22 protein-coding genes are annotated in these 24,807 nt (G+C 39.6%); 9 read left to right on the top strand and 13 right to left on the bottom strand.

Translation table 11 applies throughout. The features are described from left to right. The first annotated feature begins 71 nt into the window (after positions 1 to 71). The 7 genes from torA (at position 72) to C9I86_RS10535 (ending at position 9,721) form a co-directional block, all read left to right on the top strand. A complete protein-coding gene (torA, locus tag C9I86_RS10565; RefSeq protein WP_107276322.1) occupies positions 72 to 2,600 on the top strand; it encodes a trimethylamine-N-oxide reductase TorA in 2,529 nt (842 codons plus the stop codon). Positions 2,601 to 2,751: 151 nt separating this feature from the next. Beyond that, on the top strand, positions 2,752 to 3,399 hold the full coding sequence (torD, locus tag C9I86_RS10560; protein WP_080157638.1) for a molecular chaperone TorD: 648 nt from the start codon (positions 2,752 to 2,754) through the stop codon (positions 3,397 to 3,399). A 428-nt stretch (positions 3,400 to 3,827) separates the two neighbouring features. Continuing rightward, positions 3,828 to 4,964: a hydrogenase small subunit gene (locus tag C9I86_RS10555; protein WP_080157639.1), complete on the top strand. Its 1,137-nt coding sequence runs from the start codon at positions 3,828 to 3,830 to the stop codon at positions 4,962 to 4,964. A gap of 3 nt (positions 4,965 to 4,967) precedes the next feature. Continuing rightward, on the top strand, positions 4,968 to 6,671 hold the full coding sequence (locus C9I86_RS10550) for a nickel-dependent hydrogenase large subunit (RefSeq protein WP_080157640.1): 1,704 nt from the start codon (positions 4,968 to 4,970) through the stop codon (positions 6,669 to 6,671). 13 nt (positions 6,672 to 6,684) lie between these two features. After that, a complete protein-coding gene (gene cybH / locus C9I86_RS10545) occupies positions 6,685 to 7,431 on the top strand; it encodes a Ni/Fe-hydrogenase, b-type cytochrome subunit (RefSeq protein ID WP_080157641.1) in 747 nt (248 codons plus the stop codon). Between the two features lie 5 nt (positions 7,432 to 7,436). Beyond that, positions 7,437 to 7,982 (top strand): HyaD/HybD family hydrogenase maturation endopeptidase, encoded by a 546-nt coding sequence (locus C9I86_RS10540; protein ID WP_080157642.1) that lies wholly within the window; start codon positions 7,437 to 7,439, stop codon positions 7,980 to 7,982. Continuing rightward, positions 7,979 to 9,721 carry a hypothetical protein gene (locus C9I86_RS10535; RefSeq protein ID WP_107276321.1) on the top strand — a complete coding sequence of 581 codons (1,743 nt, stop codon included), beginning with the start codon at positions 7,979 to 7,981 and terminating at the stop codon, positions 9,719 to 9,721. Before C9I86_RS10540 ends, C9I86_RS10535 begins: the two co-directional genes overlap by 4 nt. 66 nt (positions 9,722 to 9,787) lie before the next feature. Here the strand turns inward: C9I86_RS10535 and C9I86_RS10530 are convergent, their stop codons facing one another. The 9 genes from C9I86_RS10530 to hypB form a co-directional block, all read right to left on the bottom strand. After that, the gene (locus tag C9I86_RS10530) at positions 9,788 to 10,693 is read right to left on the bottom strand and encodes a hypothetical protein (RefSeq protein WP_107276320.1); all 906 of its coding nucleotides are present in this window, start codon (positions 10,691 to 10,693) and stop codon (positions 9,788 to 9,790) included. A gap of 1 nt (position 10,694) precedes the next feature. After that, positions 10,695 to 11,858 carry a DUF3696 domain-containing protein gene (locus C9I86_RS10525; protein ID WP_107276319.1) on the bottom strand — a complete coding sequence of 388 codons (1,164 nt, stop codon included), beginning with the start codon at positions 11,856 to 11,858 and terminating at the stop codon, positions 10,695 to 10,697. An 11-nt stretch (positions 11,859 to 11,869) separates the two neighbouring features. Then, on the bottom strand, positions 11,870 to 13,735 hold the full coding sequence (locus C9I86_RS10520; RefSeq protein WP_158258938.1) for a DUF262 domain-containing protein: 1,866 nt from the start codon (positions 13,733 to 13,735) through the stop codon (positions 11,870 to 11,872). 125 nt (positions 13,736 to 13,860) lie between these two features. Continuing rightward, positions 13,861 to 14,982 carry a DNA cytosine methyltransferase gene (locus C9I86_RS10515; RefSeq protein WP_107276317.1) on the bottom strand — a complete coding sequence of 374 codons (1,122 nt, stop codon included), beginning with the start codon at positions 14,980 to 14,982 and terminating at the stop codon, positions 13,861 to 13,863. A 750-nt stretch (positions 14,983 to 15,732) separates the two neighbouring features. Next, the gene (gene hypA / locus C9I86_RS10510; RefSeq protein WP_045037005.1) at positions 15,733 to 16,089 is read right to left on the bottom strand and encodes a hydrogenase maturation nickel metallochaperone HypA; all 357 of its coding nucleotides are present in this window, start codon (positions 16,087 to 16,089) and stop codon (positions 15,733 to 15,735) included. Next, a complete protein-coding gene (hypE, locus tag C9I86_RS10505) occupies positions 16,089 to 17,120 on the bottom strand; it encodes a hydrogenase expression/formation protein HypE (protein ID WP_107276316.1) in 1,032 nt (343 codons plus the stop codon). Before hypE ends, hypA begins: the two co-directional genes overlap by 1 nt. Further along, on the bottom strand, positions 17,117 to 18,238 hold the full coding sequence (hypD, locus tag C9I86_RS10500; RefSeq protein WP_107276315.1) for a hydrogenase formation protein HypD: 1,122 nt from the start codon (positions 18,236 to 18,238) through the stop codon (positions 17,117 to 17,119). Before hypD ends, hypE begins: the two co-directional genes overlap by 4 nt. Further along, positions 18,235 to 18,474: a HypC/HybG/HupF family hydrogenase formation chaperone gene (locus C9I86_RS10495; protein WP_080157651.1), complete on the bottom strand. Its 240-nt coding sequence runs from the start codon at positions 18,472 to 18,474 to the stop codon at positions 18,235 to 18,237. The genes hypD and C9I86_RS10495 overlap by 4 nt, the downstream gene beginning before the upstream one ends. Positions 18,475 to 18,476: 2 nt before the next feature. Then, a complete protein-coding gene (gene hypB / locus C9I86_RS10490) occupies positions 18,477 to 19,211 on the bottom strand; it encodes a hydrogenase nickel incorporation protein HypB (RefSeq protein ID WP_080157652.1) in 735 nt (244 codons plus the stop codon). Between the two features lie 411 nt (positions 19,212 to 19,622). On the opposite strand from hypB, the gene C9I86_RS10485 reads away from it, so the two are divergent. Continuing rightward, positions 19,623 to 20,198 carry a hypothetical protein gene (locus C9I86_RS10485; RefSeq protein WP_080157653.1) on the top strand — a complete coding sequence of 192 codons (576 nt, stop codon included), beginning with the start codon at positions 19,623 to 19,625 and terminating at the stop codon, positions 20,196 to 20,198. Positions 20,199 to 20,301: 103 nt separating this feature from the next. Here the strand turns inward: C9I86_RS10485 and C9I86_RS10480 are convergent, their stop codons facing one another. The 4 genes from C9I86_RS10480 to hutW all read right to left on the bottom strand — a co-directional run bounded on the left by C9I86_RS10480 (position 20,302) and on the right by hutW (position 23,577). Beyond that, positions 20,302 to 20,697, bottom strand: coding sequence for a hypothetical protein (locus tag C9I86_RS10480; protein ID WP_080157654.1), 396 nt, complete (start codon positions 20,695 to 20,697; stop codon positions 20,302 to 20,304). A 208-nt stretch (positions 20,698 to 20,905) separates the two neighbouring features. Further along, positions 20,906 to 21,463 (bottom strand): heme utilization protein HutZ, encoded by a 558-nt coding sequence (hutZ, locus tag C9I86_RS10475; protein ID WP_080157655.1) that lies wholly within the window; start codon positions 21,461 to 21,463, stop codon positions 20,906 to 20,908. A 131-nt stretch (positions 21,464 to 21,594) separates the two neighbouring features. Beyond that, on the bottom strand, positions 21,595 to 22,122 hold the full coding sequence (hutX, locus tag C9I86_RS10470) for a heme utilization cystosolic carrier protein HutX (protein WP_369925445.1): 528 nt from the start codon (positions 22,120 to 22,122) through the stop codon (positions 21,595 to 21,597). A 42-nt stretch (positions 22,123 to 22,164) separates the two neighbouring features. Continuing rightward, complete coding sequence (hutW, locus tag C9I86_RS10465) at positions 22,165 to 23,577, bottom strand: heme anaerobic degradation radical SAM methyltransferase ChuW/HutW (RefSeq protein ID WP_107276359.1); 1,413 nt, start codon at positions 23,575 to 23,577, stop codon at positions 22,165 to 22,167. A gap of 410 nt (positions 23,578 to 23,987) precedes the next feature. Between hutW and C9I86_RS10460 the strand changes: the two genes are divergently transcribed. Then, a complete protein-coding gene (locus C9I86_RS10460) occupies positions 23,988 to 24,806 on the top strand; it encodes an energy transducer TonB (protein WP_045040290.1) in 819 nt (272 codons plus the stop codon). The last annotated feature ends 1 nt before the right edge of the window (position 24,807 follow it).

Genomic DNA, 24,807 nt, shown 5'->3' with positions numbered 1-24,807 from the left:
AAATGATAGGCGGGTGATAATGGTTATCCCCGCCCCATCGATAAAAATTAAAGTTTAAGGATTCTCCAACTATGGCGACTCAAAACAATCATAAAGGCATTACACGCCGCCGCTTCCTATCAGGTTTAGCGATTGCAAGTGCTGCATCCGTTGTCGGTACTAGCCTACTTGCTCCTCGTAAAGCAATGGCTGCGACAGAAACAGTATCAGGCTTTAACGGTGAAGTGCTTTGTGGCTCTCACTGGGGTGCTTTCCGCGCTAAAGTAGTGAACGGTGTATGGACTGAAACCACGCCGTTTGAGAAAGACCCACACCCAACAGTTATGTTAGATGCCGTACGTGAAGTGGTTTATAACCCTGCACGTGTTAAATACCCAATGGTACGTATCGATTGGTTAAAGCAAGGCTACCGTTCTGATACAAGCCAACGTGGTAACAACCGTTTTGTACGTGTGCCTTGGTCACAAGCATTAGATTTCTTCCAACACGAATTAAACCGTGTTCAAGAAACTTACGGCCCAAGCGCATTATACGCAGGTCATACTGGCTGGCAGTCTGTAGGTAAACTACACAACGCCGGTACAATGATGAAGCGTGGTATCAGCCTTCACGGTACTACCCTTGGTAAAATGGGTGACTACTCAACAGGTGCTGCACAAGTTATTCTTCCTTACGTTGCGGGTGCAATGGAAGTTTACGAACAGCAAACCTCTTGGGATATCGTGCTTAAAAACACAGATACCATCGTAATGTGGGGTACGGATCCAGTTAAAAACCTTCAAGTAGGTTGGTTGGTTCCTGATCACAGCGTATACGGCTCATACCAGCAACTTGCTGAAAAAGTGAAAAACAAAGAAATTAAAGTTATTCACATTGACCCAGTACGTAACGAAACCATGAAGTTTGTTGGTGGTGAGCAGTTACCTGTACACCCACAATCAGATATTCCGTTGATGCTGGCGATTGCGCACACGCTATACACTGAAAATCTATACGACAAAGAATTCATCGCAAACTACACCACAGGCTTTGACAAGTTCATGCCTTATGTAATGGGCGAAACTGATGGTATCGTTAAGACACCTGAGTGGGCAGAGAAAATCTCTGGCATCAAGGCAAGTCAGATTCGTGAACTAGCACGTACAATGGCGGGTGGTCGTACTCAGCTTGTGGGTGGTTGGTGTCTACAGCGTATGCAACACGGCGAGCAATGGGCGTGGATGCTGGTTGTTCTTGCTGCAATGCTTGGTCAAATTGGTCAACCTGGTGGTGGTTTCGGTTTCGGCTGGCACTACAATGACGCAGGTACTATCACCTCTGCTGGCCCGTTAATGTCTGGCTTTAGTGGTGTTACTAGCGTAGAACCAATCTACAACGGTTCATTTAAAGGTTACGCAAAAACGATCCCTGTTGCACGTTTTGTGGATTGTATCTCTAACCCAGGTACGAAGATTCAATGGAACGGTAACGAAATCACCTTCCCATACATGAAGATGGCGATCTTCAGTGGTAACAACCCATTTGCTCACCACCAAGATCGTAACCGTATGATCAAAGCGTGGACAAAACTAGAGACGGTTGTTTCTATCGAGCACCAATGGACAGCGACATGTCGTTTTGCAGATATCGTCTTACCTGCAACAACCACTTACGAGCGTGATGATATCGAACAGTTTGGTAACCACTCCAACAAAGGTATCCTTGCATTACGTAAGATTGTTGAGCCAATGTTTGAATCTAAAGATGACTTTGATATTTTCCGTGAGCTATGTGCACGCTTCAACCGTGAAGAAGCATTTACTGGCGGTAAAAAGAAAATGGAAATCATTGAAGAGATCTACAACGGTGCGCGTCTGCAAGGCCGTGGTATCGGTGTTCGTATGCCAACCTTCGCTAAATTCTGGGAAGGTGATGGTTATATTGAATTCCCTGCGGGCAAAGAGTGGGTACGTCACGAATCATTCCGTAACGAACCGGATCTTGAGCCACTAGGTACAGCATCAGGTCTTATCGAGATCTACTGTAAGACAATCGCAGATATGGGCTATAACGACTGTCAAGGTCACCCAATGTGGTTTGAAAAAGAAGAACGTAGTCACGGCGGCCCACGCTCTGATGTCTACCCGCTTCACTTACAGAGCTGTCACCCAAATAACCGTTTGCACTCACAGTTATGTTCATCAACTGACTTCCGTGCAACTTATACTGTTGCAGATCGTGAGCCGATTTACATCAATACTCAAGATGCAGCCGCACGTAATATTAAATCAGGTGATTTGGTACGTGTATTTAACGGTCGTGGTCAAGTATTGGCAGGCGCAGTAGTAACAGATGACTACTCTCCAGGCGTATGTCGTATTCATGAGGGTGCTTGGTATAGCCCACTTGATGGCGGTAAAGCGGGTACAATTTGTACTTATGGCGATCCAAACGTACTAACGTTAGATATCGGTACTTCTAAGCTAGCACAAGCAACATCAGCACATACTGCTGTAGTTGATATTGAGAAGTACACTGGTCCCGTACCTGAAGTAACGGGCTTTAACGGTCCAACTTATGAAACAGGTATTGACCCACTATTCCCAGCAATGGATAAATAATCCCTTGTTGTTAGCATAGTAAATCAAACCATAAAGGCGATGAATCTTATTTTCATCGCCTTTATTTCATTTTTTAGAACCTATTCTAATAACCCTTAGGTATACTCTACCTAACTGCTTTATTTGAATATGTTTTATGTCTGGAGTGACCATGCAAGAATTTATCGCATTCAACGAACAACGTGCTGAAATCTACTGGTGGATGTCTTCGCTTTTTGCCCGTGAATTAAGTGATGCAGATCTACATGAATACCATGGCGGTGAGATGTATACGTTCCTGTCTGGTCTTGGTATGACTGAGGAATTAAAAGCACCTGTCGATACTTTCCGTGCTGCTATTAAAAAATCACATGCACGTAGTGACGAACAACTAGAACTTGCTGCTGATTTTTGTGGTTTATTTTTAAGTACACCAAAATCAGGGGCGTTGCCTTACGCATCAATGTATGTCGGTAAAACAGGCTTACTAAACGATAAGCCAGCACAAGAAATGCATGAACTTATGGCATCATTTGATATTGCTCAGCGCAAAGAATTTAATGAACCTGCAGATCATCTTGCGATTGAATTAGACTTTATGGGCAATTTAATCATCATGGGTAATCAGCAACAGACAGAAGAACAACGTGAAGCATTAATGCAATCACAGCTGTCATTCATCAACACCATGCTATTAAACTGGTTACCCTTATTTGCTAAAGAATGTCAGCTTCGAGACCAGTTTGGTTTCTATGCTGCCGCTGCAAATCTATTGCTCGCTTTTTGTATGCTTGATAAGAAATTTCTACTTGGTGAGTAAGCTTATTTAGCCAATCTTGCCCATTAAAAACGCCTTTATTTAATCAAATAAGGGCGTTTTTTGTGTCGTATTACTAAAAAAATCTAATTTTAGAATTCCCCCCAACCTCCCTGCGAAATATTTATATTTTAATTCACTTTTATATTGCATAACCACGCATCTAGTTGATCAATTATCCAAATCACAACTTCAAATAAAACCATTGATTATCATAGTGTTACAGTTACAAAAAGTGCCGTAATACATTGAAATAATAGCAATTATCATTATCAATCGTTAAATTATGCATAGCGTCATTTTTGACTTTTTATATTGTCACACAAATTTTCAAAATCTGATGTAGATCAATTAATTGTATTGATTTAAGTCATAAAATTAAATAGTAATACTTCCAAAGTATATTTAATCATAGCTAACAAGGTTGATAGATGGATTCGCATGCAGCCCTTTTTGAACTCGGCCAAAAACGTCTTGCCGAGCTTCGAAAAATGAAACCTCTTCGTGAGGGTTCTTTTCAGAAAAAACTTGAAAAAAATGGCATTACCCGTCGTGACTTCATGATTTGGAGTGCAACCATCACTTCATTACTGGCACTACCCCTACCTTTTAGTACCATGGTTGCCGAAGCTGCAGAGCTTTCAGATCGTGTACCACTTATATGGTTGAGCCTTGCCGAATGTACTGGTTGTTCTGAATCATTAGTGCGTAGTACTACACCAGATATTAGTACATTACTGTTTGAACATGTATCACTTGAATACCAAGAAGTGCTCATGGCTGCCGCTGGCGATCAAGCAGAAGAAAACCTTGATAACGCAATGAAAGCCTACAAAGGTCAATACCTACTTGCTGCTGAAGGTGCCGTACCAACAGCTAACAACGGTACTTTCCTTACTATAGGCAGCAAAGCTGAAACGGGTGTATCACTGATTAAACGCGTTGCCGCAGATGCAGCCGCGGTTATTTGTGTGGGTACATGTTCATCTTTCGGTGGTATCCAAGCCGCACGCCCTAACCCAACGGGCGCAAAAAGTGTCGGTACGATTATTGACCGTCCAGTGGTTAACGTTGCGGGTTGTCCACCAAACCCGACCAACATTACCGGTACATTAATGTACTTCATCATGTTTGGTCGCCTGCCTGCATTAGATATTTTCAACCGTCCTAAATGGGCTTATGGCGCACGTGTTCATGATAACTGTGAGCGTCGTGGTCACTTTGATGCGGGTGAATTCGTAACTCAATTTGGTGATGATAATGCCAAACAAGGTTACTGTTTATTTAAAATGGGTTGTAAAGGTCCTTACACTTATAACAACTGCCCTACAGAGCGTTTTAATGCTCACACCAGCTGGCCAGTACTTGCAGGTCATGGTTGTATCGGTTGTTCTGAACCTGATTTCTGGGATGACATGGCAGATTTCGAAAAACCATTAAGCCGTCAACCTGTCCATGGTTTAGATGCTACCGCTGATACCATTGGTGCCGTTATTTTAGGTGTCACTGCCGTAGGTATTGGTGCACACGCCGTCAGCAGTATTTTTGCTAAAAAAGTCGAGGAATAATTCATGAGCAAGCGCGTCGTTATCGATCCCATTACTCGTATCGAAGGCCACTTACGCATCGAAGTTGAACTTGATGCGAATAACGTGATCAACAAAGCATGGGCATCTTCTACCCTATTTCGTGGTCTTGAAATTATCATGAAAGGTCGTACACCATACGATGTCGGCCTATTAATGCAACGCATCTGTGGTGTATGTACATCATCACACTACCTATGTGGTACGTTAGCGGTTGAAGATGCAATCAATGCCCAAGTGCCTATCAACGCGAAATACATTCGAAGCTTGATTCTAACTACCCTGCAATTGCATGACCACATTGTGCATTTCTACATTCTGCATGGTCTAGATTGGATAGATGTTGTTTCTGCATTAAGTGCTGATCCTGCAAAAGCTGCGGTTGAGGCAATGAAATATTCAGCAACACCAATGGCTGCTGGTGAAGGTGATTTACGTGCTGCACAAGAAAAAGTACAGGGCTTAGTCAATACCGGTAAGTTAGGTCCATTTGCTAATGCTTATTGGGGCAACAAAACTTACAAATTCACACCAGAGCAAAACTTAATCGGTTTAAGCCACTACCTTAAAGCACTAGAAATTCAGCGCATTGCCGCAGAATGTATGGCGGTTTGGGGTGGTAAAAATCCACACCCACAATCGATTGTTGTTGGTGGCGTAACCTGTGTACGCGACATGTTAGACCCTGCTCGCTTACAAGAATTTAAGCAAAAATATCAACACGTTGCAGATTTTGTTGAACGTGCATATCAAGCTGATATTTTAATGGCGGCAGCCGCTTACGGTAAAGCGCCAAGTGTGCTTGGTGGCTGTAACGTTGATACCTTCATGTGTAGTGAATCTATTTTACTTAACCCAGATGAGCACTTGTTCGTAAGTGGCGTTATTCGTAATAAAGATTTATCTAAAGCTGAAAAGGTTGATATTAATCTGATTGCGGAAGACGTGACTCACGCATGGTACGACGCTAATAAGCCTCAACATCCATACGATGGCACAACTATCCCTGAGCACACGCCATTTATTGAGCGCGATACCATTGTTGGTAAGCGCCCTACAATCAATGAAGCGGGTAAATATTCTTGGGTTAAATCACCACGTTATAATGGCGATCCAGTAGAAGTAGGCCCACTAGCAACTATGGTGGTTAACTACGCTCAAGGCAACCCACGCGTAACACCGATTGTAAATGAATTCCTAAAACAAACAGGTCTTCCTGCTGGTGCATTATTTACCACTCTAGGTCGTACTGCTGGTCGTATGTTACATACCCTAACCATCTCTCGTTATGGTTTAGAAACTTTTGAATCTATGGTGCACAACCTCAATTCAGACCACACAACTTACATTGAACCTACCATTGATCCTGATAAAGAATACAAAGGTGTAGGCATCATTGAAGCACCGCGTGGTTTCTTGAGTCACTGGTTACGCATTAAAGATGCAAAAGTTGAAAACTACCAAGCAGTAGTACCAACAACATGGAACGCAGGTCCTATTGATGGTAACGGCAAAGTGGGACCATACGAAGCATCGTTAGTGGGTTTACACCTTGAAGATCCGAAAAAACCGCTAGAAGTATTGCGTGTTATTCACTCATTTGATCCTTGCATGGCGTGTTCAGTACACGTAATGGATTATAAAGGCCAATCATTGAGTGAATTCCGTATTCCAGCTCAGGCAATGTAACTAAGGATTTATCATGTCAACAGATACCGTGTTGTATAAACGATCCTATGTATTTTCATTCATTATCCGTTTATGTCACTGGTTACGTGCCTTTGCAATTTTTGGGTTAGTTGTTACTGGCTTTTATATTGCTTGGCCGTTTTTAGTTGCACCCAATAGCACCAATGTGCTTGAGCAAGGCTGGATCCGTTTAGTGCACGAGGTGTTAGGCTTTATTTTAATTGCCGTGACCTTAATTCGTGTCTATCTGTTCTTTTTCAGCCACAGTAATGTTGAACGCCGCTCAATTCAGGACATCATCAGTCCAAAGAGCTGGGTAAAACAGATCAAAGCTTATTTTTGGATGGGTAATGCACCCCACCGTGGCGCTTATGGTCCATTGCAACTCATGGTTTACGCAGGGATTTCTATCGCTGCCATCTTCATGTGTGTGACTGGCTTAACGCTATATGCTAATGTGTACCACTTAGGTATTGGTGGCATGATGTGGGAACCTGCTCAATGGGTCGCATACGCGATGGGCGGGTTAGATGAAGTGCGTAAATGGCACCATTATATTACTTGGGCATTCATTATTTTTGTATTGATCCACGTGTATATGGTGATTTGGACAGGGATCCGTTTCCGTAACGGTTCAGCTGATGCCATTATGTCTGGTTACGATTACCACCCAGTAAACGTAAAAAAAGCAGATAAAGGCAATCATCCAGTCCAGCATCATGCTCACCACAATAGTCATTCAAAAAATAAAGGCCACTAGCGCAAATGAAGATATTGCTGCTTGGTATTGGCAATGTCTTGTACGCCGACGAAGGAGTCGGCGTACATTTCGTCAATTATCTCACAGAAAATTACCGCTTTACGCACCCCGACCATCAGATTGATCTTATTGATGGCGGCACGTTAGCACATTGTCTTATTCCGACATTAACCCAATACGACCACCTGGTTGTGGTTGATACTGTTAATGCCGCCGATGTAGATGCTGGTGAAGTGTATTTCTTTGACTTTGATAAAGCCCCTGCTGAAATCGATTGGCAAGGTAGTGCTCACGAAGTTGAAATGCTACAAACATTAATCATGATGGAATTGGTTGGCGATCGTCCAAAAACGTATGTTTTAGGGGTAACACCAACAGTTTTAGAACCTATGCACATGGGTTTAACGTCTAAAATTAATGCTGCAATACCGATTATGGAGTCTGCATTGATTAAACACCTTTCCGCACTCGACATAGATTGCGAAAAAGTGAACAATATTGATATTAATAGCCTGATTCCAACTGCTTACAAGCGAGGTATTGAACAATGAAATTAATTCAGTTTTCTTTTACCTGTTCACGTCCTGTGCCCTTCTATGCGCAATTATGTAACGATTATTTAGCGAGCCAGCCAGTAGAAATTACCATTGGCTATGAAAAAAATCGTTATATCATTGAAGCCGTTGGCACCCAACCACAACTTGAAGCACTAGCAGACAAAATAGCAAAAGATTTTTTGCTGTCTATTTGGCTGATTGACTCTTCAATTAAAGAAATTCGTCACCGTGAAGGGCGTATTGTTCCTTTAACAACAACGCCACATCAGCTACCGTTTTGCAGTTATTGCGAACCTGCTCTTGGTGATAACCAATCTGAACTCTTTGGTGAGATTGGTATTACCTGTTCCCATTGCCATGGTGAAAAACTGGTTGATTCATCGATTAGCAATGAACAAATTCAGCAATGGGCTGATACGGTAATGAACACGGGTCATGTTAGCTTTAGCTTACCGCTGCCTAACAACCAACAACACGAGTTTCATCTAAGCCGTGGTCCGATTGCTGCAACACAGCATCAGCGTCAACAAGTTATTATCTGTAACCCTAATAATGTACCGATGCATTTTATCGTGCCATCAATCCATGTATTAGCGTTATCAAGCTTAGAAAAACCCCGTGTCACTGTTCGCGCTAAACGTCACCATGCTCAGCTTGATCAACCTTTATATGATCTCTGCTTTAGCTACAATCGCGTCTTAACAGTACTCACTGAAATATTGCGTGTGCGTGGTATTGATTATTTACACATTGAAACCAATCATCAACAACCGTTAATTGCACGCATTAATAAAGGGTGGAGTCAGGTTTGTAGTGATCCTGCTATTCATCCTCTAGTGCCGTTTAAATCAGTTGAGCCTTTGCACGATCAAGCTTGCATCAATGGCCTAAACGCCTATTGGAGCAAACGCCGAATTCGGTTTGATTACCAACCCAATCATTCTAATGATGTTCCCGCTCATACCTTGCCTATCTGTGCATTGCATGGCGGAATGTTAGAATCAGGTGTTGGTCGTCATAGTGCCGCGATTTATTTTGGTCGTTATGCTGCTAGTGAAATTGTCAGCCAAGATAAATTCACTCGTACAGATACGTTCTTAGTGATGCCTACCCTGCCACATTCTGGCACAGAAATGATTGCAGTATTAGCTGCGGGTGAGCAAGCGGATGTTTTGGCTAAATTTAAGCACCAAATACCGGTGAGTTATAATGATCTTAACAAGCTAGTCTTGAATGAGTGTAATGATCAACTTTCAGGCTTATTTGCTGTTGTCGCAACGGTTCTTGGCCTATCAAAATCGGGGCATGATAGCGTTCAATATCTTAACGATGCACTGATCGCTAAATCACTACACAATGATAGTAACCAAGGTCATCGTGTTGATTTTTCATTAGACATGGTAAATAGCAAACGCACCATTGATTGGGCAAAAATGCTCGGTAGTTTAATGAGCTTCAGTTTAGTGGTTGATGAAGTCGACTATGACAAACTCGCCTTTGGTGTAATGGACTCATTAGCTGATTATATTGCTAACTGGATCGAACGTATGGACGAAACCACAGGTATTAAAGCCGTTACCCTTGCAGGTAGTGACTTTGCTAATGAAGTGCTGGCAGATCGCATCTGCTTACGTGTAGGTAAGAACTTCCCTATCGTAACAAACCGCAAGTTAGAACTTGATGGCAGCAACTTAAGTGCTGGTGCCTTGTTCTTGAAAATGCGCCGCCGTTAAGGTTTATTCTATTGAATTAAATAGCCCCATTGCTTTTAAGTGATGGGGCTTTTTAATTATTATCATTTACAGATGCTCACCGATATGGGCCACTGCTATTTGAGGCTTATCCGGATTTATTTTATTAAAAAAACCAAAGTAGATTCGATTAAAATAGTATGTTCCTTTACCATTTGCTCCATCAACATGTTCAAGCTTGTAATGATATTCACAATTAACATTTTTGTATGTAATTCCATTTATTAAGAAATCTCTCTTTAATGCAGCAATAGCTCTTTTATTCTTACCTCCACCTTCAGGTGTAACTGAAAAGTCTAAAGCTGCATTAATATTTCTGATATTATTTTGAGAATCATTAGGAACAATTTGATATTGATCCATAAAGCAGAGGCAGTCGGTAATTCCTTTAATAAAAGATTGATATCCACCTTCTGTTTTACGAATACTATTAAATGTCTGATAATCTTTATGGCTTGGATAATCTAAAAAAATCAAATTCTTGTACAACTGAACAAAGCTCTCTGCATAATCGTTATAGCTTCGAGGGTTATTAATTAAAACATCAGAGCCAAATTTAACCAAAGAGTGATCATCTGTAATATTACGTTCTTTATGCTTAGCCAATTTAGAAAATCTATATAAAGATAACCATGCCCCATCAAGCTCTGGTATATCTAAATCAACCAAATCTTTTACTTGTTCAGAATTTAGGTTAGCTAAACTATTGGCTTTACCCATATTTGCATCGTAAAGCAATGACATCATAATTCCACCTTCCAAATGAGATGGCTGTTTGAATATTTCTGTTGCTGCTATACAATCAAAATCTTTAGATTTAGAGAATGATATGAAACCATCATCTTCAAAATATTTATTAATCATATCAGAAGATGCTTTAATAGATAAAGCTAATGACACTTGATCTCTAGAAAAATCAAAACTTTCAGGAATAAAACAAATATTAACCTTCATATTAAGCATCTTTAGTTGGGAGCTGTGTCTGACCTGTCATTATCGTAAACATATCTTGGGCTTGTTGATCGAAAAAACCATCAGGCCAATCAGATAACTTACCATCTTTTGTGATTGTTATTTTATCTACATTACTCTGCTCTTCTCCTTGAGAAATATAATAAAGTGTAAACAATTTAGGATCAAAAGTTTCACTTAATCTAGTGATTACACGGATGCCATTTAATAAATGATCACTATGCGTTTCAACTATAACTTGAATCCCTGCTTGTGCCGTTAATGCTAATAAACGACCTAAATAGCTTTGACCTCTCGGGTGAAGATGTGCCTCTGGATTTTCAATTATAACTAAGCCTCCAGGCTTAGCCATCAACAAAGCCATAACTATTGGTAAGGCGTAACTTAAGCCAAAACCTACATTTGTTGGTCTATATTTTTCACCATCACCAAATTCAAACATTGCAGTCGCTATATCTGCATGTTCAAGTGCTGCTGTATGCACGAAAGCACCAGGAGAAATGACACTTAACCATTCAAAGATGTTATGATTAATAGAGTTTAAACGAGATGATTCATGTAATCTTGGATCATTTTTAAATAAAGACTCTCTTTGAAAATCTTCACGAGATAATACTTGTGCTGAGTATTCACCTTGTATACCAAGCCAGTATTTGGATCGACGTTGAGTAGAATATGGATAATTACTTTTTGGTCCTAAACGTTCAGCACATAAATATTGAAAATTATCACTTAAAGATTTTCTAATTGAACTACAACAATCCCCGTGTGATTTTATTAACGGTAATGGTTGAGAATTCATTTCAGTCTTACGAACATTGTATTGTTCGCTAGTGTAATGTTCGTCTTCAAGATCATCTAATTCGTAACCCCATAAAAGCGAGCCTTTGTCGTTACCTATTTGAAAAAATACGGTATCTTCTTCTTCATTTCGTTTATGAAGATCACTGTAAGAACCAATTGAGACATATTCCCCATTATAAGGAATCCCATCTTGAGAAAAATCAGCTTGAATAGCCATAAGTAAACTTTGAATAGCAGTACTTTTACCTACAGAATTATTCCCACAAAATACTGTTAGTTTTCCTAATTCAAAATCCTTTTTTGAATAACATTTAAAGTTTCTTAGCCTAATATTCTTAATCATTTTTATCATTCTTATTTTATTGATTTAAATTTGAAATCGATTTTAGACACTGTATTAATCATATTAATGAAACTTTCGAAACGGTATTGAATTGTAACAGCTTTACCTGTTGAGTTAGATATAGAATAATCAAAACCACGATCCTGATCTTCAAAAGCAGCTGACGACCAAGTACCATAATCACTAGAATCATTTTTAATCATTTTATAGAAGTGTTCTCTAATTTTGGGAGCTATATCTTCAGAAGAAACAACACTTCGCTGTTTTGAATCCATCATAGCAAATACAGAAACTAATAATTCAAATAACGGCTTATTTAACTTACCTGTTGGTTCTTTTCTATAAGCTTCATTTCCAAATATAGATTTTATCGTTTCAAATGAATTTTTTATTCGTTCAAATATATCAATATATGTCTCTCCCTTAACAATTACACCTTTTTCAGTCCCAAAATCATAACGATTTAACTCAACTAAAGTATTACAAAGAAAATCATCATATTTTTTATACTGAAAATCTTCAAATCCAGAATACATATAACTAATAACGCGAAGTACGTATTCTAGATCTAGCATACGCTCAGGATTGATACTCAAAGGAGTCGCATTCAAGAACTCTGGAGATTCAGCTACGAATTTCAAAAACTTATTTGCTGTTCCTGGATATAAAGCTGAACGAATTTCTTGATAACTTAAATTCTTACCTGAAGTATTAATTCGTTGAAACAGCTCACGCACCATTTCATCACTTTCATTTGAGACTTGGATTAAATGGCCCGAAATCTGGTACTCACGAATTCGTCGTTGCTCCCTTCTTGGTAAGTCCTTGAAAAACTTGTTATTTAAATCAGATCTTCTATCTAAATGTTCTAATGCGAACACACCAGACATATAATCATAAAGAGTCGTAGTTCTTTGTAGACCATCAATAACAATCCAGTCTATATCTTGACTCAGATCTGAATTTTCAGCAAAGTAAAAAACAGGAATAGGTAAACCAAGCAAGATTGATTCAATTAACCGCGATTTATCTTTTTTGGGCCAAATTCGATCCTTTCTTTGAAATTCAGGTTGAAGATCAATCTCATCATGATTAATTCGGTCAAAAAGTAAAGATACTGTAGGAAATACTTGAGAAATCCGTGTCGCAACTAAATATTGAGGCTCTTCATTCTTATCTTCATATTTTCCAAAAAATTCTTGATATTCTTCATCAACTTCATCTTCTTCATAGTTACGACCACTCATTGATTGGCCTTCATCAAGAATATCTGTTGAGTCAAGAGTTACAACTGAAATAGCTAATTTTTCTTGAAGTTCTCCTAAATCATCCAAAGCCACCTCAACGGTATCAACTTCTGCTTCGCCAGGATACTTTTGAAATATATTAGCTAGATTTTCGCGTAAAGAAGTTAATATACGACGATGTTCTAAATGAAAAAAAGATATATCAAAATCACGATAGTGATCTATCCTTTTTTTGAGTTCTTTACTTTCAGCAATTGTTAGCTCTTTTATACAACCAATTTCATGTGTATTCTTAGAACGAAGATATAGGTGTTTCTTTTTATCGTATTTAAAATGCTCTACATTCGGTAGATTAGCTAAAATAGTTTCAGGCTGATGACGACTAGTTCCAGCGCCATTAAGAGCTTGCTCTACACTGACAAAACCTTTTTGAGATAACACATCCCAAACTTTCCTTAACTCACTAAAAGATCGACTTCTTTTGTTTGTTGAAGAAGTTTTATCAATAATATATCGCCCTTTAACACGATCAACGTCTAAAATTCTCAAAGGATCATTTGAACCATTGAGTGATTGAAGATCTAGACCAACCATTTGTTCAAGATAATTAAGAACATCATCGAACTGCATAATATTAACCGACATTAACCACTATTATAATAGCATCTATTCTACCATGAGCTTATCGAAAATATAGTAATGGATAATACAACATTGTGATAATGTTTAAAAAAGGAGCTAATAGCTCCTCTTATTTACAGTGAATTAAGATAATTTTGTATAGTTTCAGCTACCCTTTTAGCTGCTAAATATGGCACCCCATTACCGATAGTTTTAAACATATCAGTAAGAGTCATCGTTTGTGGAAAACAAAATTCCTTTGGTAACGACTGAATTGCAAGAGATTCTGCCGCACTTAGACGTCGATCTTTATAGGGATGAAGGTGTACTTCATTATTACCATAAGCTGCAGTAGGTGAATAACGCCATCTATGAAGGCGTTTAAATGACTTCTTACTATCGTCCCCTTCTAAAACTGTCTCAAATCTATGCAAAGATTTAGGCTTAAAATGATGCGCTGAATTAGAATGATTATATACATCATTCTTTTCAAACCAACACTCTACAGTTAATTCTTTAAATTCAATCAAGGACTCAGGTATTTCTTTGATTGAATTTTGCTTATATGCTTCATGGCTTGGCCAAAGAGACTTATTAAGAACAATATTTCTTTCAAATTTTATTTTAGCTTCCCAATCAAACTTTGATTTTAACTGCTCTGCATTAATATCCCCGGCTCGATTTTTAAGAATTCCAAATAACAATATTCGGTCTCTGTCCTGAGGAACTCCATATTCAATACAATTAGTTAAACGATCAGTTAAAACATACCCTTCATTTTCTAAACGAGCTTTCATTTCATCGTAAAATGCTCGATGCTTAACCGTTCTCCAAAGTCCTTTTACATTCTCAAATAAGAAAAAATCTGGTTTATTTTTGATAATTGCATCAATATATACTCGGCTTAATTTTCCGTTTTCACCTTCAGAGCCTTTATTTTTTCCAGCGACAGAGAAATCGGGACACGGGGGCCCTCCGATAAACCCCACAAGTGAATCAGCTTTAGCATCTTCCACATATTTGCTTAATTCATGAGCCCTATCACCAGTCACAAACTCTTCAATACTTCCTAAGAAATGGCCATACTTTGGCTCTGGCAACTCCATTACCTTTCTAGAGTATTTATATGCATCCAAAAAAGGCTTATGGAATTCATTGATAAAGCGAACATCAAAACCTGATTTCTCAAAACCGAGGTCTAAAAATCCGCAGCCAGAAAAGAATGAAAAAATAATTGGTTGTTTTTGAGCTGACAAAAGGAAAGCCTTTATTAATTGTTAATTCTATCGGTAAACACTACCAAATTGTAATAATACATTACCATTACAATAGTTAAAATAAGATACTAGTTTAAGAAAAATCTCATAGTCTGTTTAAAGTTTAAAATAACACATTTAACTGTTTTTATACACAGTAACTCTACGATACTAGAATTGTTGGTTCCCTATCGCCCTCGCGGGCATTCACAGTAGGGAATGACGGGGTTGAGGGTGGCATTTATCGAAAGGAATGACAAAAGTTATTTTCCCGTCATCCCGGAAGTTGAGGAACGAAACTATCCGGGATCTATTCACCGCGTGATTGAGCATCACAGGCATCAGCAAAAACAAGCACTCTACAACGCGCGGATAGTAGATTCCCTATCGCCCTCGCGGGCATTCACTGTAGGGAATGACGGGGGTTAGTTAATGCATTTATTGTTGAAAATGATGCAGCCTATTATCCGTCATCTCGGAAGTTGAGGAACGAAACTATTCGGGATCTATTCACCGCGTGATTGGAGCATTACAGACGTCAGCAAAAACAAGCACTCTACAACGCGTGGATAGTAGATTCCCTATCGCCCTCGCGGGCATTCACTGTAGGGAATGACGGGGTTAAGTTGGCATTCGTTGTAGGGAATAACGAAGAGGTAAAGTAACTCGGTGACTCGAACCTGATTTTCCTTCGACAAAAAGGCCATACCCACGTTAACGGGTATGGCCTTTTTTAGCGATAGCCGCAGATTATGCGTCTTTGCTTTGCTCAACTTCTAGCTGCATTAGCATTAAGTCTTCGCCATCAAGTACCTGAGTATGATTGCTACCGCAATGCTGACAGATAATGCTGCGCTCGTTATGAGTGGTTTCTTGACCACATTCGAGGCAGGATAACACCAGCGGCTGAACATTCATTTCAAACTCAGCGTCATGGCAAATGCCTTCCAGCTTAAAAGTCTGAAAAGCCGTTTCAAGTAAGGCTGGTTCTACCCCACTTAAAATGCCAACTTTAATTGCAACGCGGGTAACTTTGTCTGCATTGTTATCACGAGCATGTTGTTCGCATTGTTCGATTAAAGCGCCAACAATGGAATACTCGTGCATTAACAGATCCTCGGTAATAATTCACCTTGAGGAAGGTCAAGATAACGACGACTGCCCCAACCACTGGTTAGAATAACACGACCCGTATGTTCATTATTAACCGAACCAATCACACAGGCGTTGTCACAAGCAGCAAAGGCTTCAAGCACTTCTAATGCTTTTTGCGCTTGTGCCTGAGGCAATGCAATAATAAACGTGCCTTCGTTGGCTAAATCAAACGGTTCAAACCCGTATAATTCACATAGGCCACGCACTTCTTCACTTACAGGAACATCATCTTCAACAAGGCTAATACCAACATCAGAGGCTTGCGCCCACTCATTTAATACCGCAGATAAACCGCCACGGGTTGCATCACGCATTGCATGAATATCAAGCTCTGCCGCAATTAATGCTTCAACCGCAGGCCATAGCGTATTGCAATCACTGATAAGCTCAGATTCAAGGGTTAAGCCTTCACGCGCCATTAAAATAGCCGCGCCATGACGACCGACATCGCGCGATACAATAATTGCATCACCATCAGCAAGATTACGTACTGAAATGCCTGTTTGCATGATTTTGCCAACACCGGTGGTATTAATAAAAATACCGTCAGCACACCCTTTAGGAACTACTTTAGTATCACCACAAACGATTTTAGCACCTGAAATGCTTAACTCATTTGCCATGCTACTCACAATGGTTTTAAGCTTATCGATTTCAAAACCTTCTTCGATAATCACACTACAACTTAAATATTGCGGTTGTGCACCCATCATCGCTAAATCATTCACAGTGCCTGCAATGGCTAATTTACCAATGTTACCACCAGCAAAAAACAACGGTGACACTGTAAATGAATCAGTGGTAAAGGCTGTTTTGCCTTCAAGGGTTAATACCGCAGCATCTTCTTCACTACGCAAAATCGCATTATCAAACGCTTTAAAGAATAAACCTTTAATGAGTTTATTCATTTCTTGACCGCCACCGCCATGACTTAGTTGAATAGATTTTGTAGTCGATAAAGCGGAGAAATCTTGTTCACTCATTTTACACCTCGGTAACGGAAATACGCATTACACGCACCTTCTGAACTCACCATGCAACTGCCAAGTGGCGTTTGTGGCGTACAACCACGACCAAAGACTTTACAATCTTTTGGCTTTGCTAAACCACGTAGAATATCACCGCACTGACAGGCTTTATGATCATCAATCGGTGTCATTGGCAAGCAAGCAGCAAATTTAATTTCAGCATCACGATGGCGATATTTTTCATTAAGTTGTAATGCTGAGTTAGCAATCGGCCCTAAACCACGCCAGCGGAAACTATCACGAATATCAAAACAACGTTTAACCGCCGCTTGAGCAACCGTGTTACCTTCTTCTGTTACCGCGCGTGTATATTGCACATCAAGTTCAGCAATGCCTGCTACTCTTTGCTTGGTTAAGCGCAGAATAGATTCCATCACATCAACGGGTTCAAATCCTGCAACCACGACTGGCGTTTGATACTTTTCAACCACTGTACGATAAATTTTAGCGCCTTCAATAACACTCACGTGTGAAGGGCCAATAAACGCATTCACTTTCACTGCAGGATCAGCCATTACTACATCAATTGCAGGTGGCACTAATACATGGTTAATATGAAAGTAAAGGTTATTGATCTGACGTTGCTCGGCGAGTTCAATCAAAATCGCCGTCATTGGGGTTGAGGTTTCAAAACCAATCGCAAAGAAAACCACGTCTTTATCTGGGTTATCAAGCGCAATGGCTAAACAATCTAACGGATCGTAAATTGGTCGAATATCACACCCTTGAGCGCGATATTGTGCCAAGCTGCCTTTTGAACCAGGAACACGAATCATGTCGCCCAATGTCACTAAAATCACATTAGGTTGACTCGCTAATGCCGCAGCGTGATCAATGCGCTCTTTAGGCATCACACACACAGGACAGCCAGGGCCGTGAATAAAATCAATGTTCTCAGGTAATAGCTGCTTTAAACCATACTTCATAATGGTATGAGTATGACCACCACACACTTCCATTACTTGCATCGGCTCAGGTAAATCAACCGCAAGTTGCTTAATCTGTTCAGCTAAACTCAATACTGTATCGGCATCACGAAAGCCTTCATACAGTTTTTTTAGATCGAAACTCATATTGGAAGTGGCCCTGATTCATCCATAATAAACTGATACATTTCAAGACTTTCTTGCGCATCTTTATCATCAATTTTGCTCATGACAAAACCGATATGGATCAATACATACTCACCAATAGCAAGCGGGTCCATTAATAGATGACAACTTACGCGACGTTTTACGCCCATAGTATCAACCGTGACGGTATTATCTTCGTGAATCTCTACAACTTGCGATGGAATCGATAAACACATAATTACGCTTCCTGTGGACGTTGATTAGCGGTTAGCCACTTAACTAAAGGCGCAAAAGTTGCTTCATCTTTGGTTGATAGCGTAATCACTTCAACATTAGGATTCAGTTTCTTCAGTTGTGCTTTCGCTTCATCAATGCTGAAATCAAAATACGGTAATAGATCGCATTTAGTGATCAGAACCACATCCGCCCGACGAAACATCACTGGGTATTTTTCAATCTTGTCGTCGCCTTCTGGAACAGAAACTAAAACAATATTTTTATGCGTACCCACATCGTAACTTGCAGGGCAAACTAAGTTACCCACGTTCTCAACAAAGCAAATATCAAGATTTTTAAGATCAACATGGTGTAACGCACCGTGAACCATGAAGGCATCAAGGTGACACGCAGAACCTGTTTGAATTTGGTATGCGTCAATACCGTGTGCTTTTAGACGATCAGCATCACGCGAAGTTTCTAAATCACCTTCAATAACTGCATATTTTAAATCGGTATACTTATGTAAATGCTCCAGTAATGTGGTTTTACCGCTACCAGGGCTACTCATCAAATTAAATGCAGTCACATTTTGTGCTTCAAAATGGGCGCGATTATGTGCAGCCTCCACATCATTCTTATCTAGAATTTTATGAATAACTGATAATGTCTTTTTATCATTTAATTGAGGGTTTGCTTGTAGTTGGTGATGATGGTGATCACCTCTTGGTAATGAACAACCGCAATCTTGGCACATATGAACTCCAGCATAGAGGGGCTTTCAGCTATCGTTTTAATCAAAAAATGGCTAAACGGTAGGAAAATTAAACAGGATTCAGTTCAGATTATTGAACACTCAAATTCTGAGAATTATGAGTATCGATTATCTATGCTTTAAGCGGATAAATCAATTTGTGTGATAATTTATTTAGCGGATCATTAGATTGATTATATATATATATCGTCCTTACTGATGAACTGATAAAGTATGTGTTTACAATTCAGTTTAGCTTCAGACTTAATGACAATGATATGACATAACCCTAAATTTTGACGCGTATGTTATGTCATAAGCACTTCAAGATTAATCACGATGAGACTTGCTTTTAATGCTCTCTCACGCCTTCTTGAATAAGAATGTTATTCATCGAACAAAAGAGAAACCATAATGCAAACAAAAACATCTAACTTAAAAACCAAGCTTCTAAAATTAGCTGCACCCGTTGCGTTAGCTTGTGCATTTGCAGCTGCACCAACAGTAGCGATGGCTCAAGATGCTCCGAATGCCTCTGTGGTAGCATCTCAAAAAATCACAGCAGAGCAACAACACGTTGCCGCTGAAATTGGTAAAATCCAGCAAGAACTTGCTGCTATTCGTGTGAAAACATTAAAAGCAAACCCGCAACTGATCACTGAGATGAAAGCTTACGAAACAGCATTTAACAATAAAGTTAAAGCAATGGGCTACCAACCAGAAAAACTAATCAAGCGTGCTCAAGAAATTCAAGTTGAAGCAACGAAGAAAGACATTTCAAATGACAAGCGTACTGAGTTGATTAAAGAATTCACAACTATTCGTACTACGCTTGAGAAGCAACAACGTTCAATCTTAAATGATCCTGCAATCAGCAAGCAAGACAAGCAAGTACAAGATGACGTTATTGATGCAATGAAAAAGCAAGATTCAAAAACAACTGATCTACTAAAACAATTAGATCAACTTGTGATGCAATTTAAAAAATAATTGCGCAAAATAACTGAATAAGCTTTTATTCAAAAAAAAGGATAATCAAACGATTATCCTTTTTTATATCTACTGTTTTATCTCTAATGAATAGAATATATAACTACAGTTTAACCGCTTGATTTTGACTTAACAATTTCATGCCGTTAATGATTTTTGCAAACCACACCACTATCGCAACGATAGCAATAGCACCACCAATAAACGGTAATACGTTCAACGCCTTATCCAGAATCTCACTATGAATCCAGTATTCAGCACCTGCAATCATGCCCGTTGTTGTTGCTGCCGACACACCCAACACCACAAAAAAAGTAAGAAACAAAAAGAAGCTACGAATAATGGTGTAGTAATGGCTATAGGCAACTTCATCAGCGCCTTTATCAAGTTTATAGCCAGCATAAATAATGGCGATAATTCCTGATAATAGTAAAGTAAACGGGGTTAGAAAGCTGGCAATATATGCAAACCAAATACCCTTTTTATGTTCTTCCGTCATCATATGGTCCGAATAAATAAGCAATGTATAAGTTAATTATCACTGATATTTACTTGAGTTCAAGTTTCGCTCTAAATTACGATGATCGGGATCAACTTCTCGATCATTACTGTCGCTAGGGTCTGCTATAACGCCCTAAACGAACACATGCCTGCGATAAATCGACAGGCATGAGTAGGTTTATTTTACGACTGCGAACAAATGCTATTTATAATTTATCCGTTGGCGTTTCAATTTCAGATCCATCTTTAATACGACGGTGACCTTGTTCTAAATGAACAAAATCCACTAAATCATCACCACTAACTTGAAACGCTTTACCAAACCCTTTTACAAATAGCCCTTGCGTTGGTGCTAAGCGGAATAAGACAAAATCTTCTAAGCCACTTAAACCATCAATTATCTCACCAAAGCGATCCCGTAACGCTACCACTGCCGATGTCCAACGATCACTATTACGCTCAACCACACTCACATCAGCTTCAAAGGTTAATCGTTTACGGGCATACAACGTTTTGGCCGTGGTTTCATCTTCAATCATCATGAGAGAGACTTGAGGATTTTCCAGTAAATTACGCGCATGCTTGGCAATCTGACTAATTAAGACGTAATACCCATCATCAAGTAACGCAAAAGGTGCATAACTAACATTAGGTTTGCCATTAATATCAACCGTCGCCAGTTGCAGTGTTAAACACGCTTCACGAAATTCTTTAATCTCTGGTCCTAAACGGTTTTGCAGTCGTTCTTGTTTTACTTCACCCATTTTATTTCCCTTCTTCCTTTTTAATGCAGACTGACTAACATTCTATTTTTATATTGTTATTATATTTTTAACTCATGTTTTTAAAATAATGGTTCTTTTTAACTAATGACGGGTTCTCATAAACCAAACATTTAATTTGCTAGTAGTTTGAGCTGTTGAAATTTTTCAATTTGATCTGAGAATAAGTTGCGCTGTTTATCTCGCCCCAAATAGACTTTAAAGATACATTCACCGTGTTCGGCAAAGAAACCTATAAAATAGCTTTCCTGACCCATAAATGGCTTACTGACTAATGCAATATGCTCAACTAAATCTAATCGTAGATGACCATGTAATTCACCCTCTTTACCCATTAAATTATAGTAACCGCGGGCTAATTTTCCTTTGGGAAACGGTGCTTTTACTTCAAAGATAGATCCCATTGAATGCACGATGGCCGTAACTGGCCCCCAACTCGGTAATGCCTCTACGATGGTTTGTGCCACATTGCCAGCCAATGGAAAAACTAACTCAGATGGCAGCGATAACGCCACTTCACCTTCTGTAACCTGTAGTTGTTCAGCAATTGCACCTGCATGAAGTTTTTCATCCTGCTGCAATATTTGAGCAACTTTCGTTTTTAATTCATCATGAGAATAGCGAGTAAACACAGTTATCATCCTTTTAATTACAATTAGCTAATAAATTTAATTTTCACACGGTTAAGATTGTGCTTTTACCGTTGCAGTCGTTATTACTTGAATCAAGGCTTGCGCCAGCGTTACCGCCCAAAATTGCCCCGCTAACGTCAGATTTAAATAGCGGTGATGCCCGAGTTGTTCTATTTCAACAAAACCATGTTGTTGCCACTGTTGAAATAATGGCATGCAAAAACTAAACAATGGCCAACCGGCTTGCTTATCGAGTTGTTTTGCAACAATCACTCCACGATCAAAGCCCGCTTTAATTGCCGTATTAACCGCAGCATGAGGTGATGATTTAACCATCATCGCGAGTGGAATTCGTTGGTTATTAACATCATCCATATAACGTTCAAGTTTGCGATGTTGCATATAACCATAACCGCCAACATTGCCCCCTGCACCCGCCCCTAGCGGTAAGACTTCTGCGGTGGTTTTAGCAAGACTGTTATAGCAACTTCGTTCGCGGTTATCGCGCGCCCAATGATTAACACTTAAACGGCGTAGATGATGTTTAGCCATATAATCTACCCCCATTTCAAACATTGAAGCTTTAGTCATAGTATCAGCCGGCTCTGGTAAACGGCCTTGTTCAACCATTTTCCCCATTGGCGTATTGCCCATTTCAATCAGCTGATATAAATCAACACCATGGGCACCAGAATCAAGAAAATCATTTAAATCTTGTTGCCACACATCAAGATTCTGGTATGGCAGTCCATAGAGTAAATCAATCACAATTGGCGCTTGATCGGTTGCTGCTAACTCACTGACGCGTTTCAGCACTATGTCACGATCATCTAAACGTTTTGCTTTACGGCGCACTTGTGTATCAAAACTTTGCACACCAAAAGAAAAACGGTTAAACCCGCCTTCAAGTGCCGATTCAAACATTTCATCGCTAAAACGGTTAATTCGCCCTTCTAGCGTTAACTCACAATCAGAGGCTAACGGAAAGTGATGGCGAATCATGGTGCCGAGTTGTTTAATTTGTGCCGCAGTTAAATCTGTCGGAGTACCGCCACCAATATAGACCGCTTGAAAAGGTGCAGCCTGCGTCCATGGTTGCGCGGCTTTATACTTAAGCTCAACCATTAATGCTGCAAAATAATCATCAATCAGACGTTGGCTTGATGCATATTCAAAAAAACTGCAATAAGTACAACGTACACGACAAAATGGAATATGAACGTATAAACAACGCTTATTAAAAGGTGGGTCTGTTAGCTGCAAAATCTGCTGTGCTAACGGCTGTGTTTGGTCTGGAGCAATAGGATTATGACTGCCACCACCAGCATGTGCCGATAATTTACGTCGAAAACCAAATCGCAACGGATCCGGCGTATTTTCTCCAAATATATCACCACCAAAACTAGATATATCCAAACTAGCTGGCGTATTTATAGGCAATATAGGTTGTTCGGCATTTATCATATTAATGGCTATATCCACTAGCCCCTCTTTAGTAACTTGTCACGTGTAACTTCGATAAGGTTGGCGACAAATCGACCCACATCACATCATTTATGATTATTTGCTATCACTTTTTAAGCTGCTTATTTCAAGATTTCAATGCAGAAACGGTACATTGCCATTCCCATCAATGATTCTTAATCTCATTTGCGGCCATGATATTTGCCATTGAATAATATTGCAAATGATAATTGATATTATTCGCATTTCATGGATAATAGCTAAAAATAAAGTGCTAATATTAATTATAATATTACTAACCTCATGAAAAATATAACAAAACGGACAATATATACAGGGAGTGATATTTTGCATCAATATTCAATCACTATTGACGACGTTCTTTTTAGTGTTATTTTTAGGTAATAATAGTGAATACAAAACGTTACGTTGCCGCTGGGGCGGTATCATTGTTGGTTCATAGTATGTTTCTTGCTGCGATGCCTACCAAGGATCCAATCACACTGACGATAGGAACCGATACGCCACGTGTCAGTTTAACCTTTGTTGCTGTTCCACCTGCTGTAGTGAAAACACCACCGCCAACGGTAACGCCAGTATCCACCCCGACCGAATCGGTACCAACAAAGTCTGTGCCAGTAAAGCCCCCTGTTGCATCAACCATGAAGCGCTTAACAAAGACCACAACAGTAGATAAAGCGATATCTAAAAAAGCACGAACGTCGAATAAAGCAATAGCGCAAAAGAAAGCAGCAACACAAAAGAAAACTGTCCCCCCTGTAAAGAAAAAGCAGCTTACGCATACAAAACCTTTAAAGCAGACATCATCAGCTGTAACACCAACAACGACGACAGATACAAAAACAGCACTAAAATCAACAAAAGCACCGTCAAATCAAGCGAATAAAACAGCAGCCACCGCTGTCGATAACGCAGGAACACAAGCATTACAGTTGGTATCAAAGCCGACCTTTGTAACACGACCTGGCGCTGTCAATTACCCCAAATTAGCCAAACGTCGTGGCATTGAAGGTCAAGTACTGATTGAAGTCTGGATTGATATAAAAGGACAACAACTCAAGCAAAAACTGATCAAGTCATCCGGTGCACAGATCTTAGATAACGCGGCAATCGCGGCGATCAAAAAATGGCATTTTTCTTCTCATATTGTAAACGGTAAGGCAATTGCCCACCGAGTACAGATCCCTGTACGTTTTAAACTGGACTAAA

This window comes from Photobacterium sp. NCIMB 13483 (genome assembly GCF_003025475.1).
Lineage (GTDB): Bacteria > Pseudomonadota > Gammaproteobacteria > Enterobacterales > Vibrionaceae > Photobacterium > Photobacterium piscicola.
Note: the sequence above shows the minus strand (reverse complement) of the source record. Positions and strands in the feature narration are given on the sequence as shown.